The organism is Actinoplanes sp. NPDC049668, assembly GCF_044465445.1.
Classification (GTDB): domain Bacteria; phylum Actinomycetota; class Actinomycetes; order Mycobacteriales; family Micromonosporaceae; genus Actinoplanes.
The window spans coordinates 497,686-518,843 of sequence record NZ_JBITLR010000001.1 but is presented as its reverse complement, the minus strand read 5'-3'; the positions used below and the strand labels follow the sequence as shown (position 1 = coordinate 518,843).

The 21,158-nt window shown below is 71.7% G+C and carries 12 protein-coding genes and 1 pseudogene; 9 read left to right on the top strand and 4 right to left on the bottom strand.

Going from position 1 to position 21,158, the window contains the following annotated elements; translation table 11 throughout:
• Nucleotides 1-42: 42 nt before the first annotated feature.
• The 3 genes from ACIBSW_RS02355 (at nucleotide 43) to ACIBSW_RS02345 (ending at nucleotide 3,920) form a co-directional block, all read left to right on the top strand.
• Entirely contained in the window at nucleotides 43-1,227 is a 1,185-nt protein-coding gene (locus tag ACIBSW_RS02355) for an acetyl-CoA C-acetyltransferase (RefSeq protein WP_354728996.1), read from the top strand.
• A gap of 20 nt (nucleotides 1,228-1,247) precedes the next feature.
• Entirely contained in the window at nucleotides 1,248-2,213 is a 966-nt protein-coding gene (meaB, locus tag ACIBSW_RS02350; protein ID WP_354728998.1) for a methylmalonyl Co-A mutase-associated GTPase MeaB, read from the top strand.
• A 114-nt stretch (nucleotides 2,214-2,327) separates the two neighbouring features.
• Nucleotides 2,328-3,920 (top strand): diguanylate cyclase, encoded by a 1,593-nt coding sequence (locus tag ACIBSW_RS02345; RefSeq protein WP_404799194.1) that lies wholly within the window; start codon nucleotides 2,328-2,330, stop codon nucleotides 3,918-3,920.
• A gap of 4 nt (nucleotides 3,921-3,924) precedes the next feature.
• On the opposite strand, the gene ACIBSW_RS02340 is transcribed toward ACIBSW_RS02345, so the two are convergent.
• Nucleotides 3,925-4,524 carry a PadR family transcriptional regulator gene (locus ACIBSW_RS02340; protein ID WP_354729224.1) on the bottom strand — a complete coding sequence of 200 codons (600 nt, stop codon included), beginning with the start codon at nucleotides 4,522-4,524 and terminating at the stop codon, nucleotides 3,925-3,927.
• Nucleotides 4,525-4,588: 64 nt separating this feature from the next.
• Here ACIBSW_RS02340 and ACIBSW_RS02335 point away from each other — a divergent pair, with 64 nt between their 5' ends.
• A complete protein-coding gene (locus tag ACIBSW_RS02335) occupies nucleotides 4,589-5,770 on the top strand; it encodes an NAD(P)/FAD-dependent oxidoreductase (protein WP_354729221.1) in 1,182 nt (393 codons plus the stop codon).
• Between the two features lie 209 nt (nucleotides 5,771-5,979).
• The gene (locus tag ACIBSW_RS02330) at nucleotides 5,980-7,098 is read left to right on the top strand and encodes a substrate-binding domain-containing protein (RefSeq protein WP_354729219.1); all 1,119 of its coding nucleotides are present in this window, start codon (nucleotides 5,980-5,982) and stop codon (nucleotides 7,096-7,098) included.
• A gap of 49 nt (nucleotides 7,099-7,147) precedes the next feature.
• Here ACIBSW_RS02330 and ACIBSW_RS02325 read toward each other — a convergent pair whose 3' ends face one another.
• On the bottom strand, nucleotides 7,148-8,101 hold the full coding sequence (locus tag ACIBSW_RS02325; RefSeq protein WP_404799193.1) for a hypothetical protein: 954 nt from the start codon (nucleotides 8,099-8,101) through the stop codon (nucleotides 7,148-7,150).
• Complete coding sequence (locus ACIBSW_RS02320) at nucleotides 8,026-9,570, bottom strand: M4 family metallopeptidase (RefSeq protein WP_354729215.1); 1,545 nt, start codon at nucleotides 9,568-9,570, stop codon at nucleotides 8,026-8,028. Before ACIBSW_RS02320 ends, ACIBSW_RS02325 begins: the two co-directional genes overlap by 76 nt.
• Before the next feature lie 158 nt (nucleotides 9,571-9,728).
• On the opposite strand from ACIBSW_RS02320, the gene ACIBSW_RS02315 reads away from it, so the two are divergent.
• The 3 genes and pseudogenes from ACIBSW_RS02315 to ACIBSW_RS02305 all read left to right on the top strand — a co-directional run.
• Nucleotides 9,729-11,402, top strand: coding sequence for a methylmalonyl-CoA mutase family protein (locus tag ACIBSW_RS02315; RefSeq protein WP_354729213.1), 1,674 nt, complete (start codon nucleotides 9,729-9,731; stop codon nucleotides 11,400-11,402).
• A gap of 126 nt (nucleotides 11,403-11,528) precedes the next feature.
• Nucleotides 11,529-12,443 carry a tetratricopeptide repeat protein gene (locus tag ACIBSW_RS02310; protein WP_354729211.1) on the top strand — a complete coding sequence of 305 codons (915 nt, stop codon included), beginning with the start codon at nucleotides 11,529-11,531 and terminating at the stop codon, nucleotides 12,441-12,443.
• A gap of 19 nt (nucleotides 12,444-12,462) precedes the next feature.
• A pseudogene (locus ACIBSW_RS02305) lies at nucleotides 12,463-13,360 on the top strand (arginase family protein); the annotation flags it as partial.
• Nucleotides 13,361-14,009: 649 nt separating this feature from the next.
• Here ACIBSW_RS02305 and ACIBSW_RS02300 read toward each other — a convergent pair.
• Nucleotides 14,010-15,938 carry a penicillin-binding transpeptidase domain-containing protein gene (locus tag ACIBSW_RS02300; protein ID WP_354729209.1) on the bottom strand — a complete coding sequence of 643 codons (1,929 nt, stop codon included), beginning with the start codon at nucleotides 15,936-15,938 and terminating at the stop codon, nucleotides 14,010-14,012.
• 213 nt (nucleotides 15,939-16,151) lie between these two features.
• Between ACIBSW_RS02300 and ACIBSW_RS02295 the strand changes: the two genes are divergently transcribed.
• Nucleotides 16,152-21,116, top strand: a complete 4,965-nt coding sequence (locus tag ACIBSW_RS02295) for an NAD-glutamate dehydrogenase (RefSeq protein WP_354729207.1) — start codon at nucleotides 16,152-16,154, stop codon at nucleotides 21,114-21,116.
• The last annotated feature ends 42 nt before the right edge of the window (nucleotides 21,117-21,158 follow it).

Below are 21,158 nucleotides of genomic sequence, written 5' to 3'. Positions count from 1 at the left end.
TGTCCCGGCCGCGGCCGCCGTAAACCGAAAGCGAAGCCACCCGTGACCAGCTCGGTGATCGTCAGCGGCGCCCGTACGCCCATGGGCCGCCTCCTCGGCAACCTCAAGAACGTGTCGGCCACCGCCCTCGGCGGTCACGCGATCGCCGCCGCGCTGGAGCGCGGCGGGGTCGCACCCGGCCAGGTGCAGTACGTGATCATGGGCCAGGTGCTGCAGGCCGGCACCGGCCAGATCACCGCCCGGCAGGCCGCGGTGGCCGCGGGCATCCCGATGACGACGCCGGCGCTGACCGTCAACAAGGTCTGCCTCTCCGGCCTAGACGCGATCGCGCTGGCCGACCAGCTGATCCGCGCGGGCGAGTTCGACATCGTGGTGGCCGGCGGCATGGAGTCGATGACCAACGCGCCGCACCTGATGATGGGCCAGCGCCAGGGCAAGAAGTACGGCGACATCCTGGTGCGCGACCACACCGCGTACGACGGCCTGACGGACCCGTGGGACGGCGTCTCGATGGGCGAGGCCACCGAGCGCAGCGGCACCGACCTCGGCATCACCCGCGCGGAGCAGGACGCCTTCGCCGCGCTGAGCCACCAGCGGGCGGCCGCCGCCCAGCGCAACGGCCACTTCGCCGAGGAGATCACCGCGATCCCGACCGGCCAGCGCGGCGCGGACGTCGTGATCGACACCGACGAGGGCGTGCGGCCCGACGCCACCGCCGAGTCGCTGGGCACGCTGCGCCCCGCGTTCGCCAAGGACGGCACCATCACGGCCGGCAGCTCCTCGCCGATCTCCGACGGCGCCGCCGCGGTCGTGGTGATGAGCCGGGCCAAGGCCGAGGAGCTCGGGCTCACCTGGCTGGCCGAGATCGGCGCGCACGGCAACGTCGCCGGACCGGACAGCTCGCTGCAGGCACAGCCGGCCAACGCGATCAAGCACGCGCTCGGCAAGGCCGGCCTCTCGGTCGGCGACCTCGACCTGATCGAGATGAACGAGGCCTTCGCGCAGGTCGTGCTGCAGTCGATGCGCGAGCTGAAGGTGAGCGAGGAGATCGTCAACGTCAACGGCGGCGCGATCGCGCTCGGTCACCCGATCGGCATGTCCGGCGCCCGGCTGGTGCTGACGCTCGCGCTGGAGCTCAAGCGGCGCGGCGGCGGCCTCGGCGCGGCCGCGCTCTGCGGCGGTGGCGGCCAGGGCGACGCTCTTCTCATCAAGGTGCCCACCGCTTGATCGTGGGGCAGGATGCGGGGGTGAACACCTCCTCGCGTCCCGGCCGGGACGTTCCGACGCTGGTCAGGCGGGCGCGTGAGGGCGACCCCCGTTCCGTCGCGCGCCTGATCAGCCTCGTCGAGAACGGCGACCCCAAGCTGCCCGAGGTCGCCGCCGCGCTGGCGCCGTACGCGGGCCGGGCACAGGTCGTCGGCCTGACCGGCTCGCCGGGCGTCGGCAAGTCGACGACCACGAACGAGCTGGTCCGCGCGCTGCGCAAGGCGGGCGGCCGGGTCGGCGTGCTGGCCGTCGACCCGTCCAGCCCGTTCACCGGCGGCGCGATCCTCGGCGACCGGATCCGGATGCAGGACCACACCACCGACCCGGGCGTCTACATCCGCTCGATGTCCAGCCGGGGCCACCTGGGCGGCCTCGCCGCGGCGACGCCGCAGGCGGTGCGGGTGCTGGAGGGCGCGGGCTGCGACGTCGTGCTCGTCGAGACCGTCGGCGTCGGCCAGGCCGAGGTGGAGATCGCGTCGCTGGCCGACACCACGCTGGTACTGCTCGCGCCCGGGATGGGCGACGCGATCCAGGCGGTCAAGGCCGGCATCCTGGAGATCGCCGACGTCTTCGTGGTCAACAAGGCCGACCGGCCCGGCGCCGACGCCACCTACCGCGACATCCAGGGGATGCTCTCGCTCGGCGAGCGCGGCCCGGGCGACTGGCGGCCCCAGGTGGTGCGGGCGGTCGCGGTCAAGGGCGAGGGCGTCGACGACGTCGTCGACGCGATCGGTAAGCACCGCGCCTGGCTGGAGTCGTCGGACCGGCTCCGGGACCGGCGCGAGGCGCGGGCCGCCGCGGAGGTCGAGGCCATCGCGCTCGGCACGCTGCGCGCCCGGCTTGGCTCCCTGCGCGAGGGTACGGCGCTGAGCGACCTCGCCGCCCGGGTGGCGGCCGGTGAGCTGGACCCGTACGCGGCCGCCGACGACCTGATCCGGGGCCTGTAGGACATCACTCCTAGTGATGTCGTCGTGACGCAAACCGCATGAGCCGCCGCCGAATGACTTCATGCTTCCGCCCGGGCCGTCGATCGGAACGGTGACGGCTGGGAGGCGGTAGGGGTGGATTACAGCGCCATGGGCGCCGAGGAGCTGTCGCGCGCGCTCCTGGCGATCGAGGACCAGATCGTGACCGACGTCGAGGGCAACCTCGCCGCCGCGGTCGAGATCGAGCGGCTGGCCGAGCCGCTGGGCGACGAGCTGCTGCTCGCCCGGGCCCGGCTCTGCGCGGCGAGCCTGCGGCTGCGCTCGGGCGACATCGCCACGGCTACCCGGCAGATCTACGCCCTGCTCGAGTGGGCCACCCCTTACGGCGACCGCCTGCTGCTGGCCCGCGTCTATCACGCCTGCGCGAACGCCTCCCTGCTGGCCGGCGACGCGGACAAGCGGCTGGAGCAGGCGCTGAGCGCGGTCGAGCTGCTGGACGAGACCGACACCCCGTACATGCGGGTGTCCTATCGCCTGCGGCTGGCCGAGGCGCTCTCCCGCAGCAGCACCATCGACGCCGCCCGGCTCCGCTTCCGCCAGGCCGAGGAGCTGGCCCGGGAGCTGGGGTACTGGGAGATGCTCCCGGTGGCCCTCAACAACTGGGCGTACGCCGAGTTCCTCGCCGGGGAGTTCGCCCGCTCCGAGCAGGTGGCCAACCGGCTGCTGGAGCACGCGGCCGCGCACGGCGTCGACCTCGGCCCCGCCTACCTGGACACCATCGGCGCGATCCAGATCGAGAACGGGCTGTACGCCGAGGCCGAGCGGACCATGCGGCTGTGCATCCAGCGCTGCGCGGCCGGCGAGAGCGACAACGCCGACGACATGGCCGAGTATCAGCTGACCCTGGCCCGGGCGCTGCGCGGACTGGGTGAGCTGGAACCGGCGCAGGCCGCCCTGGACGTCTCCCGGTCGCTCTGCGCCGAGCGGGAGCTGCACACGGTCATGGCCCGGGTGCACCAGGAGCAGGCCGAGCTGTACGCCGCCCGCGGCGAGTACGCGGCGGCGTACGCCGAGCAGAAGGCGGCCTTCACCGCCAATGAGAACCTGCGGGTGAAGGAGCGGCAGTCGCAGGCGCAGACCCGCCAGGCCATCTTCGAGACCGCCGAGGCCCGTCAGGAGGCCGAGCGGTTCCGGGAGCAGGCCCGCCACGACCCGCTCACCGGGCTGCGCAACCGCCGCTACGTCGACGAGGAGCTGCCCGCCCTGATCGCCGGCGACCCCGACCTCGCCCTGGCGATCGCCGACCTCGACCACTTCAAGCGGATCAACGACACGCTGTCGCACGACACCGGCGACCAGGTGCTGATCCAGGTCGCCGACCTGCTGAAGACCGGACTGGCCGAGGTCGCGCCGGAGGGGTTCGTCGCCCGCCTCGGCGGCGAGGAGTTCCTGCTCGTGCTGCCCGCCACCCGGCTCGCCGCGGCCGTCGGGCACCTCGACGCGATCCGGCGGACGATCGGCGGGCACCGCTGGCACGACGTGACCGGCGAGCTGCCCGTCACGATCAGCATCGGCGTCGCCGCCGCCGGCGAGACCTCACCACCCAGCCTGTCCGCGACGCTGGCCACCGCCGACCGCAACCTCTACGCCGCCAAGCACGCCGGCCGCGACCGCGTGGTGTCGGGCACGCCGCGCGAGCGCCGCACCCGCGCGTACCGCGACCGCTGAGGCGTCAGCTGCCGAACTCGGCGAGCGTCTCCATGATCAGGTTCTCGTCCCAGCTCAGCCGGCCCGAGGCCAGATCGTCCACCAGTGCGCCCAGCCAGGCCAGCTCGGCGCCGAGCATGGCGGCGCGGTACTCGTCCTCGATCAGGAAGAGCCGGGGCAGGCCGGGCGGCGCCTGCCCCTGAATCAGCGCGACCTTCTCCCGTAGCGCGGCGATGCGCCGCTCCAGCAGCGCGCGCACCTCGGCCGGGTCCAGGATCGGCAGGAACGCCAGCGCGGCCGGGAACTCCGGGAACTCCCGGGCCGGCGTCGGCAGCATGTCGGTCAGCCACCGGCGCAGCGTCGCGCGGCCCGCGGGAGTGATCTCGTAGACCGTGCGCTCGGGGCGCCCGGGCTCGCGCGCGGTGCCGCCGGGCCGGGCCAGGCCGTCCCGGACCAGCCGGTCCAGCGCCTGGTAGACGCTGTTGCGCTGGGCGACGTTGACCAGCTGATCCTGGCCGCGCTCCTTGATCATTTGCTGCATCCGGTACGGGTGCATCGGCGCCTCGGCCAGCAGGGCCAGCAGCATCATCGCCAGCGTCGACCGGCGCGGCTCCGCAGACGTCATGGTCCACAGCCTAGGGGTGTTCTCAGGGTTGCCGGACCATAGTCATGGCATGCATAGTCATTGTATGACTAAAAACGTTGTGGTCGCCGGCGGCGGCATCGCCGGCACCGTCGCCGCCATCGCGCTGCACCGCGCCGGCTTCGCCCCGCTCATCCACGAGGCGCGCGAGCGCGGCGCCGACGAGCGCGGCGCGTTCCTCACCGTCGCCGTCAACGGACTGAACGCCCTGCGCGCGCTCGGCCTCGACCCGGAGCGCCTGTTCGCCGCCGGATTCGCGACGCCGGCCATGGTGCTGCGCAACTCCGCCGGGCGGCACCTGGCCGAGCTGCCGCTGGGCGGCCCGCTGCCGGACGGCACCACGACCACCACCATCCGGCGCGCCGACCTCTACCTGGCGCTGCGGGGGGAGGCCGAGCGCCGGGGCATCCCGATCGCGTACGGCAAGCGGCTCGCCGGTCGTACCCTGCGGCCCGGCGGGGTCACCGCGCACTTCGAGGACGGCACGGAGGTCGAGGCCGATCTGCTGGTCGGCGCGGACGGCCTGCACTCGCGCACCCGTGCGGCGCTGGACCCGGCCGCGCCCGCGCCGCGCTACCTGGGCCTGCTCAACGCCGGCGGCTTCACCTCCGGTCCGGTGGACCCGGCGATCGCGCCGGAGCGCGGCGTCATGCAGATGGCGTTCGGGCGGCGGGCGTTCTTCGGCTGGGCGACCGCGCCCGACGGCTCGGTGTGGTGGTTCGCCAACCCGGCGCGCAAGCACCCGGCCGAGCCGGGCGAGTGGAGCCCGGCGTCCTGGCGGGACCACCTGCTCGAGCTGGTCGCCGACGACGGGGTGCCGGCCGCCGCGCTGATCCGGGCCAGCGACGAGATCGTCGGCCCGTGGAACACCTGGGACCTGCCCCGGGTGCCGGTCTGGCGCGACGAGCGGACCGTGCTGATCGGCGACGCCGCGCACGCGGTCTCGCCCTCCTCCGGGCAGGGCGCGTCGATGGCCATCGAGGACGCGGTCACGCTCGGCCGCTGCCTGGCGGCGCGCGAGGACATCGCGGGCGCGCTGGCCGAGTACGAGGGGCTGCGGCGCGAGCGGGTGGAGAGGGTCGTCGCGTACGGGCGGCGCAGCGGCAGCACCAAGACCGCCGGACCGGTAGGTGCCCTGATCCGCGACGCGCTGACCCCGATGGTCATGCGGCTGCTCTACCGCAACGGCGACCCGCAGGCCTGGATTCACGAGTACCGGGTCGGCTGAGGGTCCGCGGTGTCGCCGTTTCGGCCATCCGGACAAACGCCCCGAGATATCGATATGGCGATGTGTATGACTAAAACGGGCGGGCGGAGGGTCGGCGGGGGTGACCTTGCGTAGCGACGCGCATCCATTGAGTTTCATTGACGATCAATGGGTTACGCAGCGCCAATGACTGGTAACCTTGCCGCCCTCTGCCCGGGAGGAAAGTCGCGATGCGTTCCAAGATGTTCGCTCTGGTTGCGGTCGGCCTGATCGCGCTCGGTGGCACCGCCGCCTGCACCAACGATGGTAACTCCGGCGCTTCCGACGACGGCGGCGGCAACCGCGGAGGCGGTGGCGGCGGCAAGGTCGGCGTGATCCTTCCGGACACCACCACCTCACAGCGCTGGGGCACCGACGACCCGAAGCTGCTGAAGGCCGCGTTCGACAAGGCGGACGTCCCCGTCGACATCCAGAACGCGCAGGGCGACAAGCAGAAGTTCGCGCAGATTGCCGACGGCATGATCGCCGAGGGCGTCAAGGTCCTGATGATCGTCAACCTGGACTCGGGCACCGGCAAGGCCGTGCTGGACAAGGCGAGGGCCGCCGGCATCAAGACGATCGACTACGACCGGCTCACGCTCAACGGCGGCGCTGACTTCTACGTCAGCTTCGACAACGAGGCCGTCGGCCGGCTGCAGGGCAGCGGCCTGGTGCGCTGCCTGGACGAGAAGGGCCTCCAGCGGCCGATGATCGCCGACCTGAACGGCTCGCCGACGGACAACAACGCGACCCTGTTCAAGGCCGGCTACGACGAGGTCCTGCAGCAGAAGTACGACGACGGCACGTTCCTCAAGGGACCGGACCAGTCGGTCGCCGACTGGGACAACGACGAGGCCGGCGTGGTGTTCCAGGAGATGTGGGACCAGACCAACCAAAAGATCAACGGCGTCCTGGCGGCGAACGACGGCCTGGCCAACGCCGCGATCGAGATCCTGAAGAAGAGCAAGAAGAACGGCCAGGTCCCGGTGACCGGCCAGGACGCGACCGTGCAGGGCCTGCAGAACATCCTCGCCGGCGACCAGTGCATGACCGTCTACAAGGCCATCAAGAAGGAGGCCGACGCCGCCGCCGACCTGGCCATCAAGCTCTACAAGGGCGAGCAGGTCGCCGGCGACGACCGGGTGAAGGACCCCGAGTCCGGCGCGTACGTGCAGTCGTTCCTCGAGGACCCGCAGGCCATCTTCAAGGACAACATCAACGTCGTCATCAAGGACGGCTTCGTCGAGAAGAAGGCCGTCTGCTCGGGCCGCTTCCTGGCGCTGTGCCGGGCCAACGGCATCATCAAGTAGCCGCCACCTGGTGCGGGGCGCCGGCCCCGCACCACCGCCGGGCGCATCCTCAGGCGGACCGTCTCAGGTAGCGCAGGCTCTTCCTGAGGTACACGCGCGGGTTGGTGTCGACGGTACGAATCCAACGGGGACGACGTTCGCCGCGCATGACCGCGTAGCGGGCCAGCGCGTAGCCGTACATCGGCTCGGTGAGGCGGCCCAGGCGGCCGGCGGTCCATTCGGTCGCGCGGATGCTCACCTCGTCGGTGGTCGCGTGGGAGAACTCCAGTGCCGCGTTGGCGGTGATGACACCCAACCCCAGGAAGACCGTCAACAGCTCGTCCACGGGCTCCCTGGCGACCTGGCCGGCGGTCATCCGCTTCTCGCTGACGAGCCTTTCGTACGCCAGCGCGCGTGCGATCGTGGCGACCAGCAGCAGGGGATTCCGGCAGATCGACGTGTCGAGCGTGATCACCGACTTCGCGCCCGCCCGGTGGTGGCCGGAGATCTGGTCCGACCGGATGTACACGTCCGGCGCCGTGGTCGGCGCCATGGTGCTGCTTCCGGTCGTCGTGGTCCAGCGGCTCGCCCCACGCCGGTCGGCCGTGCCGCCGGTGGAGAACACGACGCGGATGCGCTCCGGTGCGACGTCCATGTAGCCGCAGACGTTGGCCACGACACGGCGAATGTCATGTTCGGTGCCGTCATAGGCGCCGGGGAAGAACTCGTCGGTGAGTGACACCACCGGCGATTCCAGCCAGGCCGTGCCGAACTGGTCGACGAACCAGGACATCCTGCCGTCGATCCACCGCCGTTCCCGCGCGGCGACGGGGCATTCAGCCTTGAACCACAACGTCGCCACCCTTAACGGATCTGATGATGGTGATATGCGGATGCCCGGCGTGCTCGTGGCACCGCCGGGCATCCGGTCGATCAGACGCGTCAGGTTCAGCAGGCCGCGTCGGTTCCGGCCACGTTGACCGCGGTCCAGGCCTTCTGCACGGCCTTGTACTCGGTGCCGCACTTGCCGTAGAGGTCGGTCGCGGCCGAGAGGGTGTAGCCGCGGGCCGCCTTGTAGTTGGTGCTCGAGGTGAAGTAGGTGCTCAGCGCGCGGTACCAGATCGCCGCGGCCTTGGTGCGCCCGATGCCGGTCACCGCGGCGGCCGAGCCACAGACCGGCGAGGTGCCGTACGAGGTGGCGCCGGTGCCCTCGGCGAGGTTGAAGAAGAAGTGGTTGCCGACGCCGGAGGAGTAGTGCACGTCGACGCTCTTCGTGGTGGTCGACCAGCAGCCGTGGCCCTTGCCGTCCAGCGTCGGGTTGTACATGTAGCGCAGCGGCTTGCCGTTGCCGCTGATGTTGATCTTCTCGCCGATCAGGTAGTCGCCGGCGTCGCTGCTGTTGGCGGCGTAGAACTCGACCATCGTGCCGAAGATGTCGGAGGTGGCCTCGTTCAGGCCGCCGGACTCACCGGAGTAGGTCAGGTTGGCGGTGCGCTCCGTGACGCCGTGCGACATCTCGTGGCCGGCCACGTCGAGGGAGACCAGCGGGCGGGCGTTGCCGCTGCCGTCGCCGTAGGTCATCTGCGCGCCGTCCCAGAACGCGTTGACGTAGGCGCTGCCGTAGTGCACCCGCGACGGCACGCCCGTGCCGTTGTTGAAGATGCCCCGGCGGCCGAACGTGGTGTTGTAGTAGTCGTATGTCTTCGCGGCGCCGTAGTGCGCGTCGACCGCGGCCGACTGGCGGCTGGAGGTGGCGCCGGTGCCCCAGACGTTGTCCGCGTCGGTGAACAGCGTGCAGGTGCCCGAGGTCTTGTTGTTCATGTCGCAGGTGGTGCCGTTGCCGTGCGCCGCGTCCTTCAGGCTGAAGCTGCTCGTCGACACCTGGGTGGTGTCGATCGAGACGGTGCCCGAGTAGACGCTCTTGCCGCTGCCGGTGGCCGTCTCGACGGTGTCCCAGGAGCTGAGCACGGCGCCGGTGGTCGCGTCGGTCACGACGTGCAGCCGGGACGGGGTCTGCCCGTCCTCGCCGAAGCCCTCGACCACGGTCTCGTACGCCAGCGTGCCGGTGCCGCTGGTGGCGTCGACGACCAGCTCGGGCGCGCCGATCCGGCTGACCGTGCCGGTGAAGTGCGCCTTGGCGGTCGCGCTCGCGGTCGAGGCGGCGCGCTTCGGGGTGGTGCTCAGCGTCAGCGGCGCGGCGAGGCCGACCGACGCCTGGCGGAACGCGCCGTCCGGGGTGGCGTGCATGACGAAGTCGCCGCCGAGGACCCGGAGCCCCTCGTGGGTGCGGGTGTAGCGCACGTGCGTCGTGCCGTCGCTGTCCTTCGCCGTCGCCTTGACGGCGAAGGCGTCCGCTGCGCTCGCCTTGATGGTGGCGCGGTGCGCGGACGGCGAGAGGGGATCGGGCGCGGCGGCGGCGGACGTCGCACCGGTGCCTGCCAGCAGGCCGCCCATGAGCAGGGCGGAGCCGACGGCGGCGAGGGGTCGTTTCACGTGAACTCCTGAACGGGTGGGGGACCGTGGCGGTAGCCACGCATGTATATCTACCGATCAAGGAACATTCTGTGAACATGCTGAAAAAGTCATAACCTCGACGAGGGGTGCGTCAAGAGGCCTTAGCGATCGTTCAGCTTTGCGCATACGATGGCGCCATGGACGCAGCCGACATCGCCGCCGGCCGGGAGCGCTGGCAGCAGCGCTACGACGCCGCGCGCAAGCGGGACGCAGATTTCACCACGCTGTCCGGAATGCCCGTCGAGCCCGTGTACGGGCCCGCGGCCGGCGACACCTACGCGGACTTCGAGCGGATCGGCTGGCCGGGCGAGTTCCCGTACACCCGGGGCCTCTATCCCACCGGGTATCGCGGACGGACCTGGACCATCCGCCAGTTCGCGGGCTTCGGCAACGCGCGGCAGACCAACGAGCGCTACAAGATGATCCTCGCGGCCGGCGGCGGCGGCCTGAGCGTCGCGTTCGACATGCCGACGCTGATGGGCCGCGACTCCGACGAGCCGCAGTCGCTGGGCGAGGTCGGCCACTGCGGCGTGGCGATCGACTCGGCCGCCGACATGGAGGTGCTGTTCGACGGCATCGACCTGCAGCGGACCACGACCAGCATGACGATCTCCGGCCCGGCCGTGCCGATCTTCGTGATGTACCTGGTCGCCGCCGAGCGCCAGGGCGCCGACATCGGCAAGCTCGACGGCACCCTGCAGACCGACATCTTCAAGGAGTACATCGCGCAGAAGGAGTGGCTCTTCGAGCCCGAGCCGCACCTGCGCCTGATCGGCGACCTGATGGAGTACTGCCACGCCGAGATCCCGAAGTACAAGCCGCTCAGCGTCTCGGGCTACCACATCCGCGAGGCCGGCGCGACCGCCGCGCAGGAGCTCGCGTACACGCTGGCGGACGGCTTCGGCTACGTCGAGCTGGGCCTGTCCCGCGGCCTGGACGTCAACACGTTCGCGCCCGGCCTGAGCTTCTTCTTCGACGCGCACGTCGACTTCTTCGAGGAGATCGCCAAGTTCCGCGCCGCCCGCCGGATCTGGGCCCGGCACCTGCGCGACGAGTACGGCGCGACCAGCGAGAAGGCGCTCTGGCTCAAGTTCCACACGCAGACCGCCGGCGTCTCGCTGACGGCGCAGCAGCCGGTCAACAACGTGGTCCGCACGGCGGTCGAGGCGCTGGCCGCGATCCTCGGCGGCACCAACTCGCTGCACACCAACGCCCTCGACGAGACCCTCGCGCTGCCTACCGACGAGTCCGCCGAGATCGCGCTGCGCACCCAGCAGGTGCTGATGGAGGAGACCGGGGTGACCAACGTCGCCGACCCGCTCGGCGGCTCCTGGTACCTCGAGGCGCTCACCGACCGGATCGAGGCGGAGGCCGAGGAGATCTTCACCCGCATCCGCGAGCTGGGCCACGACGGCAGCATGACCTCGGGCATCCTGCGCGGCATCGAGGACGGCTGGTTCACCGGCAACATCGCCGAGGCGGCCTTCGTGTACCAGCAGGCCCTGGAGAAGAACGAGAAGCGCATCGTCGGCGTCAACGTGCACACCGGCACGGTCGCCAAGGACCTGGAGATCCTCCGGGTCTCCCACGAGGTCGAGACCGAGCAGAAGCGCACGCTGGCCGCGCGCAAGGAGGCCCGCGATCCGGTACGGGTGCGCGAGGCGCTGGCGCGGCTCGTCGAGGTCTCGCGTACCGAGGGGAACATGATCCCCGCGATGCTCGACGCCGCCCGCGTGGAGGCGACCCTCGGCGAGATCTGCGAGGCGCTCAAGGGCGAGTGGGGGATCTACCGGGAGCCGGCCCGCTTCTAGCGCACCGGGCGGCGGACGCCGTTACCCCGGAGCTCCACAGGGGCCCCGGGGTACCGGTGTGACGTCCGATATCGCCTGCCCGGCGCCGACGCGGACAGCCCGGCCAGCGTGCGAGACTAGGTAACCATGAGCGACCCACGGACCACTCCGTCGATCTTCACCCGCGGCGCGGTCGACCTCGGTGCACTGCGTCCCGCGAACAAGCCCGCGCCCGCGGGCCCCGCCGGACCGGCGGCGAGCGCCGGCCCCATCCCGTCACCGGGCGGCGCGCCGCCATCGGTGATCGATGTGACCGAGGCGAATTTCCAGGCGACGGTGCTCGAGCTGTCCATGACCACCCCGGTGATCCTGGACTTCTGGGCCGAGTGGTGCGAGCCGTGCAAGCAGCTCTCCCCGCTGCTCGAGAAGCTCGCGGCCGAGGGCGCCGGCAGCTGGGTGCTCGGCAAGGTCGATGTGGACGCGAACCCGCGGCTGGCGCAGGCGCTGCGGGTGCAGGGCATCCCGATGGTGATCGCGGTCGTCGGCGGCCAGCTCGTCGAGGGCTTCACCGGCGTGCTGCCCGAGGCGCAGATCCGGCAGTACGTCGACGCGGTGCTCAAGGCCGGCGGGATCGAGGTCGCCACGCCCGAGGACCCCCGGCTCGACGCCGCCGACGACGCGCTCATGACCGGCGACCTGGACGCGGCCGAGGCGGCGTACCGGAAGATCCTGGCCGAGTCGCCGCAGGACCATGCGGCGGAGTCCGGCCTGGCGCAGGTCGAGCTCTACCGCCGGGTCGCCGGCGTCGACGCGGAGAAGGCGCTGGCCAGGGCGGCGGCCGACCCCGACGACCTGGCGGCACAGCGGCTCGCCGCGGACATCGAGGTCCTCAGCGGACAGGCCGCGGAGGCCTACGAGCGGCTGGTCTCGGCGGTGAAGCGCTCGACCGGCGAAGATCGGGATGCCGTCCGCAAGCATCTTCTGTCACTCTTCAACGTGGCCGGACCCGACGACCCGGCCGTGGCCGGCGCGCGGCGCGCGCTGGCCAGAGCGCTCTTCTAGGCAAGGTACGGGGGCCTCCATGCGCCGCATCGCCGTGCTCGACGCACCGTCCAACCTCGGCCTTCGCCCGCCGACGGCGACGTCCGTGCCGGGCTGCGCCAAGGCGCCCGGAGCCCTGCGCGACCACGGCCTGCTGCGCCGGCTGAACGCCCGGGACGCCGGTTGCCTGACCCCGCCGCGATACGACGGGGGCGACTGGCGGCCCGGCGACGGCGTCTGCCACGCGCAGGAGATCTCCGCCTATTCGCGCCGGCTCGCCGACCGCATCGGTGCGATCCTGGACCAGGGCGAGTTCCCGGTGATCCTGGGCGGCGACTGCTCGATAGTGCTCGGCTCGGCGCTGGCGATGCACCGGCTCGGCGAGGCGGTCGGCGGCCGGATCGGCCTGGTCTTCGTGGACGGTCACTCGGACTTCCGGCACCCGGGCAACGCGTCCTACGTGGGCGCCGCGGCCGGCGAGGACCTGGCCCTGGTCACCGGCCGCGGCCAGGCGGACCTCGCGGCGATCGAGGGCCGGCGGCCCTACTACCGCGACATCGACGTGGTGGTGATGGGCATCCGCGCGCAGGACGAGTACCGGCTGGACCTGCAGGCGGCGGGCATCGTGACCCGCCCGGTGCCGGCGCTGCGGGCGGAGGGCGCGGCCCGCAGCGCGCAGTGGGCGCGGGACCAGCTTCAGGACTGCGCGGGCTACTGGGTGCACGTGGACGTCGACGTGCTGGACCCGGCGGTGATGCCGGCGGTGGACGCGCCGGAGCCGGGCGGGATCGCCTTTCCGGAGCTGGAGCTGCTGCTGTCCGGCCTGGTCGAGTCGCCGCACTGCCTGGGCGTGGAGATCACCGTCTTCGACCCGGACTACGACCTCGACGGCAGGTACGCGGAGGAGATCACGACGACGATCGTGGCCGGGCTGAAGGCGGCGCACGCGGTCGACGCCCGGCCGGACCTGGTGGAGGCGCGTCGTGACCTGGCCGGACCCGGCCGGCTCGCCCCCGCCGCGGCCTCCCGCCCCGCCGCGGAGGCCGAGGACGTCAAGGCGGTCGTGGAGGAGGCCGCAGAGCCCTTCGCGGACGTGGAGCTCGACGGGGATCCGCTCGCCGATCTCGTCGGGGCGGACGACCCGCGCCTGGACGCCGGCACCGACCTCGAGGCGGCCGACGATGACACCGCCGACTTCGTCCATGTCGACCTCGACGCGGACGTCGATCCGTTCGGCATGCCCGCCGTGGACGGTATCGATTCGTTCGGTGCGCCCGCCGTGGACGATGTCGATTCGTTCGGTGCGCCCGCGGTGGACGATGTCGATCCGGTCGACGTCGTCCACGAACCGATCGCGCCCGGCGAGCTCGGCCTGGTCGAGGACCTCGCCGGCGACCCGGACTCCGGGCCGGACGGTTTCGTGACGCACGCGGCGACCCGGCCGCTGGGCCCCGCGCCCCGGCTGGACTCGAAGCCGCTGCCCGCGACGATGCCCGGCATGCTGCGCCCGCGCGCGTCCGAGGACTTCACCCTGCCGGCCCAGCGCCCGGCCTTCGAGGTCGTCCCCGAGCAGCCCGCCGACCTGGCCTAGCGGTTCAGCGCGGTCAGGAAGCGCGCGGCGATCGGTACCGCCGCCTCCGCGCCGGCCCCGCCCTTCTGCACCATCACCGCGAACGCGATGTCGCCCTGCCAGCCCACGAACCAGGCGTGGGTCTCCTGCTCGCCGTCCTTGAACTCGGCGGTGCCGGTCTTGCCCGACACCGGCTTGCCCGGCACGCGGGACAGGCCCGTTCCGGTGCCCCGGGTGACCACCTCGCGCATCATCGCCTGCAGCGGCCGGATCGAGCTCTCGGCGAGCTGCGGGCCGTCCGCCACCCGGCCGGGCGGCGCCGGCTCGAGGACCAGCGCCGGCTGCTTGAACTGGCCGCGGGCGACCGCCGCGGTCGCGCCGGCCATCGCCAGCGGGCTGACCGCCGTCGCGCCCTGGCCGAACGTCGCCGCCGCCAGCTCCGTCGGGGTGCCGGCCGCGGAGATCTCGCCGCTGAACGCCTCCGTGCCGAGGTCCCACTTCGCGCCGAGGCCGAGCTTGGCCGCCGCGTCCCGCAGGCCGTCCGCGCCCAGCTTGGGCGCGAGGTTGACGAAGGCGGTGTTGCAGGACTTCGCGAAGTCGGTGTGGAACGGGACCGAGCCCAGGACCATGTCGTGCGAGTTCTTGAACTCGCGGCCGTCGACGGTCTTGGTCTTCGGGCAGGCGACGGTGGTGTCGGGGGTGACCGCCTTCTTGTCGAGCAGGCCCAGCGTCGAGACCATCTTGAACGTCGAGCCGGGCGGCACCCGGCCGCTCATCGCGGTGTCGACACCGCCGCCGTCCGGGCCGTTCGAGACCGCGACCACGCTGGAGTCGCTGATCCGGACCGCCACCAGCGCGCTGGGCTGCTTCTCGCCGGCGACCGCCCGGTCGGCCGCGTTCTGCGTCGCGACGTCCAGCGACGTCTTCACCGGCTGGCCGGCGACCGGCTCGGTGCTGAACAGCTGCGCGTCCTCGATCTGGTCGTCGGGCGTCCGCCGGGCGATCACCACGGACTGGCCGGCGACGCCGCGCAGCCGGGCGTCGTAGCGCTGCTGCAACCCGCCGTGGCCGATCTGGTCGCCCTCGCTGAGAGTGTCCGGGTTGTTGTCCAGGTCCTCGCGGGTCGCGGTGTCGACCGTGCCGAGCAGCGCACGCGCGAACTGCCGGGTCGGCGCGAGCTCGCGCTTGCCCTCCTGGAAGACGGTGCCCTCCAGCGCGCGTACCCGATCCCGGATCTTGCTGTAGTCGGTGCGCCGGAGGGTGACGATGTCGATGAAGGCGCCCTCGTCGGTGGCGTTCTTGATCCGCTCCCGCACCGCCTTGGGGTCGATCTCGACGTCGACGGACTTGAGGAGCTCGCCGAGGTCCTTCAGGAGGGCGGCCTGGTCGGTGATCCGCAGCGGGGTCACGCCGACGGTGACGACCTCGCGCTCGGTGACGATCGGCTTGCCGTCCGCGCCGAGGATGTCGGCCCGGTCGGCGCTCTTGCGGCGCAGCTCGAGCGCGTCCCCCGCGGTCAGCTCGCTGTGCACGAGCGACGGCTCCCAGACCACGCGCCAGCCGTCGCTGTCGCGCGTGGTGAGCCGGACGGTGCTCTGGTACGACCAGGACGTGCCGCCGGGCAGCGTCCAGTCCACCTTCACCGGGCTGGAGGCGATCTCGCCGGTCTCCTTCGGCTTGCTCAGGGCGGTGAGCAGCAGCGGCGCCTTCTTCAGATCGCCGGAGAGCCGCTCCAGCTCGGCGAAGACGTCGTTCGCGGAGATCTTGGAGCCGTCGGCAGTGACGAATCCCACCTTGCTCAGGTCGCCGTCGCGCCAGCCCCGGAGGAAGGCGTCGAGCGTCTGGCCGGGTCCGTCCGAGCTCGAGCAGGCACTGACGCCGCCGGCCAGCAGCAACAGGGCGGCCAGCGCGGCCGGGCCCCGTCCGGAAAATCCGGTGCGGCGCATTATGTCACCTTCCTCGGGCACGAATACGAAAATCCTACGGAACGGTAACCGGACCAGGGCCGCGATGATGCCCCAAGGTGGGCGAGATGACGCAAATTCGGTGTCGGATCTTTATCCCGCACCCCGGGTGTGCCCGCGCCGTCGGAGGCACGCTCTAGGCTGATGGCCGAGACGTCGAACCCACAGTGTCGTGGGTGAGGGGAGCGCTGGGCCATGGCTGTCGCCGACGAGGCAGCGATCGAATCCGATCAGGAACTCGACTTCGGGCCCAGTCCCGGACCCGCCCTGACGGGCCGGCTGGGTACCTCCGACAACGAGCTCGACGAGCCGCTGCCCAATGCCGAGCGCCTGGTGGCGCAGGCGGTCGCGCTGGCGGGCGAGGATCACGGCACCGCGTCGCTGGTCGGCCGGTACTGGCGCTTCGCGCCGGACGAGGAGCTGGTCGGCGACACCCCCGCGGGGATGTACGCCGCCGCGCTCGCCCACCGGGAGCTCGCCGGCACCCGTCTGCCCGGCGAGCTGCGGCTCGACATCAGCGCGCCGGACGAGAACCAGCCGCACACGGTGCTGTCGATCGTCACCGACGACATGCCGTTCCTGGTCGACTCGGTCACCGCCCTGCTCACCGCGCACCAGCTCGGCGTGCACCTGCTGGTGCACCCGCTGATCGTGGTCCGCCGCACCGAGGCCGGCGAGCTGACCCAGGTCGAGGCCGACGTCGAGCCCGACGACGCGATCGACGGCGACCTGGTGGAGAGCTGGATCCGGGTCGAGATCGACCCGGTGCGCAAGGCCGAGGCCCGCGAGCAGCTGCACCAGGAGCTGCGCCGGGTGCTGACCGACGTCCGCGACGCGGTCGACGACTGGCCGCGGATGCGCCAGCGGGCGGTCGTCATCGCCGACGAACTGGCCGCCGCGCGCGGCTCCGAGCGCAAGCTCCCGGTGCCGGACAAGGACGTCACGGACTCGATCGAGCTGCTCAAGTGGCTCGCGCACGACCACTTCACCTTCCTCGGCTACCGCGAGTACCAGCTGGTCGGCGACGTGCTGACGGCCGTGCCGGGCAGCGGCCTGGGCATCCTGCGCGGCGAGGGCAGCACCCCGCGCAAGCTCTCCTCGATGGCGCCCGAGGCGCACCAGCGCGCGCTGGAGAAGCGCCTGCTGGTGATCACCAAGGCCAACTCGCGGGCCACCGTGCACCGGTCGGCGTACCTGGACTACATCGGGGTCAAGGTCTTCAACGAGTCCGGCGACGTCATCGGCGAGCGCCGCTTCCTCGGCCTGTTCTCCAGCTCGGCCTACCGCACCAGCGTCCGCGAGCTGCCGGTGGTGCGCCGCAAAGTCGCGGAGGTGCTGGACCGCTCCGGGTTGTCGCCGCGCGGGCACTCGGGCAAGGACCTGCTGCAGATCCTCGAGACCTATCCGCGCGACGAGCTCTTCCAGATCAAGACCGACGATCTGTACGAGGCGGTCGTCGGCGTGCTGCGCATGGCCGGCCGCCGCCAGCTGCGGCTGTTCCTGCGCCGCGACGGCTACGGCCGCTTCATCTCCTGCCTGATCTACCTGCCCCGGGACCGGTTCACCACCGCCAACCGGCAGAGCATGCAGGAGATCCTGCTCCGCGAGCTGAACGGCGTCGGGGTCGACTACACGACCCGGGTGACCGAGCGGATGCTCGCCCGCGTGCACTTCATCGTGCGCACGGACCCGGCCGACCCGCCGGGCGTCGTCGACCCGAACTCGCTCGCCGAGCTGCTCGCCGACGCGACCCGGATGTGGGACGACGACTTCTCCCTGGTGCTGGAGCGCAAGCTCGGCGAGGAGCCGGCCAAGGACCTGTTCGTGCGCTACGCGGCCGCGTTCCCGGACAGCTACAAGGACGGCCACACGCCGTACGAGGCGGTGCAGGACATCGCCAAGCTGGAGCTGCTGGAGGAGCCCGGCCAGCTCGAGATGCACCTGTACCGCAAGCGGCACGTGAACCGGGAGGGCTGCGCCGAGCCCGACGACGCCGACGTGCGGTTCAAGGTCTTCCGGTACGGCGAGCCGATGCTGCTCTCGGCGGTCCTGCCGGTGCTGCACTCGCTCGGCGTCGAGGTGGTCGACGAGCGGCCCTACGAGGTCCGCCGCCCCGACGGCACGGTCTACCTCTACGACTTCGGCCTGCTGCCGCCCGCCTCGCACCACGAGCTGTCCGAGGTGCGCCCGCAGGTCGAGAACGCGTTCGCGGCGGCCTGGCGCGGCGAGGAGGAGGTCGACGGCTTCAACGAGCTGGTGCTGCGCGCCGGGCTGACCTGGCGTCAGGTCGTCGTGCTCCGGGCGTACGCGAAATATCAGCGCCAGACCGGCAACGTCTTCTCCCAGCGCTACGTCGAGTCGACCTTCATCGCCTATCCGGAGATCGCCCGCCTGCTGGTGCGGCTCTTCGAGGTCCGCTTCTCGCCCGGGCTGGAGATGGTCGAGGAGGAGCGGGCGCGCCGCGGCGCCGACCTGGTCGGGCAGATCACGACGCTGCTCGACGGCGTCGAAAGCCTGGACCAGGACCGGATCCTGCGGTCGTTCCTGACGATGATGCAGGCGACCCTGCGCACCAGCTTCTTCCAGCGCGGCGCCGACTCGCGGCCCAAGTCGTACGTGGCGTTCAAGCTGGACCCGCAGGCCATCCCGGACCTCCCGGCGCCCCGGCCGAAGTACGAGATCTTCGTCTACTCGCCGCGCTTCGAGGGCGTGCATCTGCGCTTCGGCGCCGTCGCCCGGGGCGGCCTTCGCTGGTCCGACCGGCGCGAGGACTTCCGCACCGAGGTGCTCGGCCTGGTCAAGGCGCAGATGGTGAAGAACGCGGTGATCGTGCCGGTCGGTGCCAAGGGCGGCTTCGTGCTCAAGCAGAAGCCGGGCGACCGCGACGAGGCCGTCGCGTGCTACCGGCTCTTCATCGCCGCCCTGCTCGACGTGACCGACAACATCCACAGCGGCAAGATCGTGCCGCCGATCGACGTGGTCCGGCACGACGGCGACGACCCCTACCTGGTGGTGGCGGCGGACAAGGGCACGGCGACGTTCTCGGACATCGCCAACGAGATCTCGGTGAGCAAGGACTTCTGGCTGGGCGACGCGTTCGCCTCGGGCGGCTCGGCCGGCTACGACCACAAGAAGATGGGCATCACGGCCCGCGGCGCGTGGGAGTCGGTCAAGAAGCACTTCCGGGACCTGGGCACCGACACCCAGTCGCAGGACTTCACCGTGGTCGGCGTCGGCGACATGTCCGGCGACGTCTTCGGTAACGGGATGCTGCTCAGCGAGCACATCCGGCTGGTGGCCGCGTTCGACCACCGGCACATCTTCCTCGACCCGGATCCGGACGCCGCGAGGTCCTTCGCGGAGCGCCGCCGGCTCTTCGACCTGCCGCGCTCGTCGTGGGCGGACTACGACGCGGCGCTGATCAGCGAGGGTGGCGGGGTCTACCCGCGCGCCGCGAAGTCGATTCCGGTGACGCCGCAGATCCGAGCCGCGCTCGACCTCGGCGACGCCAAGGCGGTCAGCCCCGCGGACCTGATGCGGGCCATCCTGGCCGCGCCCGTCGATCTGCTCTGGAACGGCGGCATCGGCACCTACGTGAAGGCGACCGCGGAGACGCACGCCGACGTCGGCGACAAGGCCAACGACGCGATCCGGGTCAACGGCGCCCAGGTCCGGGCCAAGGTGGTCGGCGAGGGCGGCAACCTGGGCCTGACCCAGCGCGGCCGGATCGAGTACGCCCGCACCGGCGGCCCGCAGGACGAGAACGGCACTGGGCACGGCGGCCGCATCTTCACCGACTTCATCGACAACACCGCCGGGGTGGACTGCTCCGACCACGAGGTCAACATCAAGATCCTGCTCGGCGGTGCGGTGACCGACGGCGAGCTGACCGTGCCGGCCCGCGACGAGCTGCTGGCGGCGATGACCGACGAGGTCGCGGCGCTGGTGCTGCGCGACAACTACGAGCAGGCCACCGCGCTCGGCAACGCCCGGTCGCAGGCGCATTCGCTGCTGCCGGTGCACCGCCGGATGCTGACCACCCTCGAGCAGTCGGGGCAGCTCATCCGGGAGCTCGAGGCGCTGCCGTCCGACAAGGAGCTGGCGGCCCGCTACGAGGTCGGCGAGGGGCTGACGGCGCCGGAGTTCGCGGTGCTGCTGGCGTACGTGAAGATCTCGCTGGAGCGCCAGGCCCTCGCCGACGTGCTGGTCGACGAGGAGTGGACCAACGTCGTCCTCGCGCGATACTTCCCCACGCCGCTGCGTGAGCGGTTCGGCGCGCGGATGGCCGGCCACCGGCTGCGGCGCGAGATCATCTCGACGTCGCTGGTCAACGAGGTGGTCAACCGGGGCGGCACGTCGTTCGTCTTCCGCGCGATGGAGGAGAGCGGCGCGTCCGCGGCCGACGTGATCCGCGCGTACGTCGTCGTCCGCGACGTCTACGGCCTGCCCGAGGTGTGGGAGGCCGCCGAGCAGCTGGACAACGAGCGGCCGACGTCGGCGCAGACACTGGTCTTCCTGGAGACCCGGCGGCTGCTGGACCGGGCGGTGCGCTGGCTGGTCAGCAACCGCCGCTCGCCGATAGACGTGGCCGGCGAGATCGCCCGACTGCGCCCCGGCGTGACCGCGCTGCTGGAGCAGCTTCCGACGGTCGTCATCGGCGCGGAGCGCAGTTCGCTGGAGGAGCACGTGGCCACGCTCGCGGAGCGCGGCATCCCGGAGGAGCTGGCCGGTACCGTCGGCCGGGTGGTGTACGGCTTCGGCCTGCTCGACATCCTGGAGACGGCGGCCGCGACCGGCCACGACGCGACCGAGGTGGCGAAGGTCTACTTCGTGATCTCGGAACGCTTCCAGATCGACGTGCTGCTCTCGCACATCTCCCGGCTGCCGCGCGGCGACCGCTGGCAGACCCTGGCCCGGATGGCGCTGCGCTACGACCTGTACGCGGCGCTGGCGGGGCTGACGGCCGAGGTGCTCCAGTCGACCTCGTCGCAGGCGCCGCCGGAGGAGCGGGTGTCCGAGTGGGAGCAGGTGAACGCGGCCTCGATGGCCCGGGCGGGCAACGCCATGGGCAGCGTGGAGGAGTCCCCGGCCGACCTGGCGGCGCTCTCGGTCCTGCTCCGCCAGATCCGCACCCTGGTCAAGACCTCCTCGGCCGGCTGATCCGGACGGCCGCGCCCGGTCGCCACGCGGGACCGGGCGCGG

What these genes read in the sequence shown, in the direction of transcription:
- ACIBSW_RS02315 (WP_354729213.1), top strand. Translation starts at nt 9,729, where the DNA reads ATGGACGCAGCCGACATCGCCGCCGGCCGGGAGCGCTGGCAGCAGCGC.
- ACIBSW_RS02295 (WP_354729207.1), top strand. Translation starts at nt 16,152, where the DNA reads ATGGCTGTCGCCGACGAGGCAGCGATCGAATCCGATCAGGAACTCGAC.
- ACIBSW_RS02335 (WP_354729221.1), top strand. Translation starts at nt 4,589, where the DNA reads ATGACTAAAAACGTTGTGGTCGCCGGCGGCGGCATCGCCGGCACCGTC.
- ACIBSW_RS02300 (WP_354729209.1), bottom strand. Translation starts at nt 15,938, where the DNA reads ATGCGCCGCACCGGATTTTCCGGACGGGGCCCGGCCGCGCTGGCCGCC.
- ACIBSW_RS02310 (WP_354729211.1), top strand. Translation starts at nt 11,529, where the DNA reads ATGAGCGACCCACGGACCACTCCGTCGATCTTCACCCGCGGCGCGGTC.
- ACIBSW_RS02330 (WP_354729219.1), top strand. Translation starts at nt 5,980, where the DNA reads ATGCGTTCCAAGATGTTCGCTCTGGTTGCGGTCGGCCTGATCGCGCTC.
- ACIBSW_RS02340 (WP_354729224.1), bottom strand. Translation starts at nt 4,524, where the DNA reads ATGACGTCTGCGGAGCCGCGCCGGTCGACGCTGGCGATGATGCTGCTG.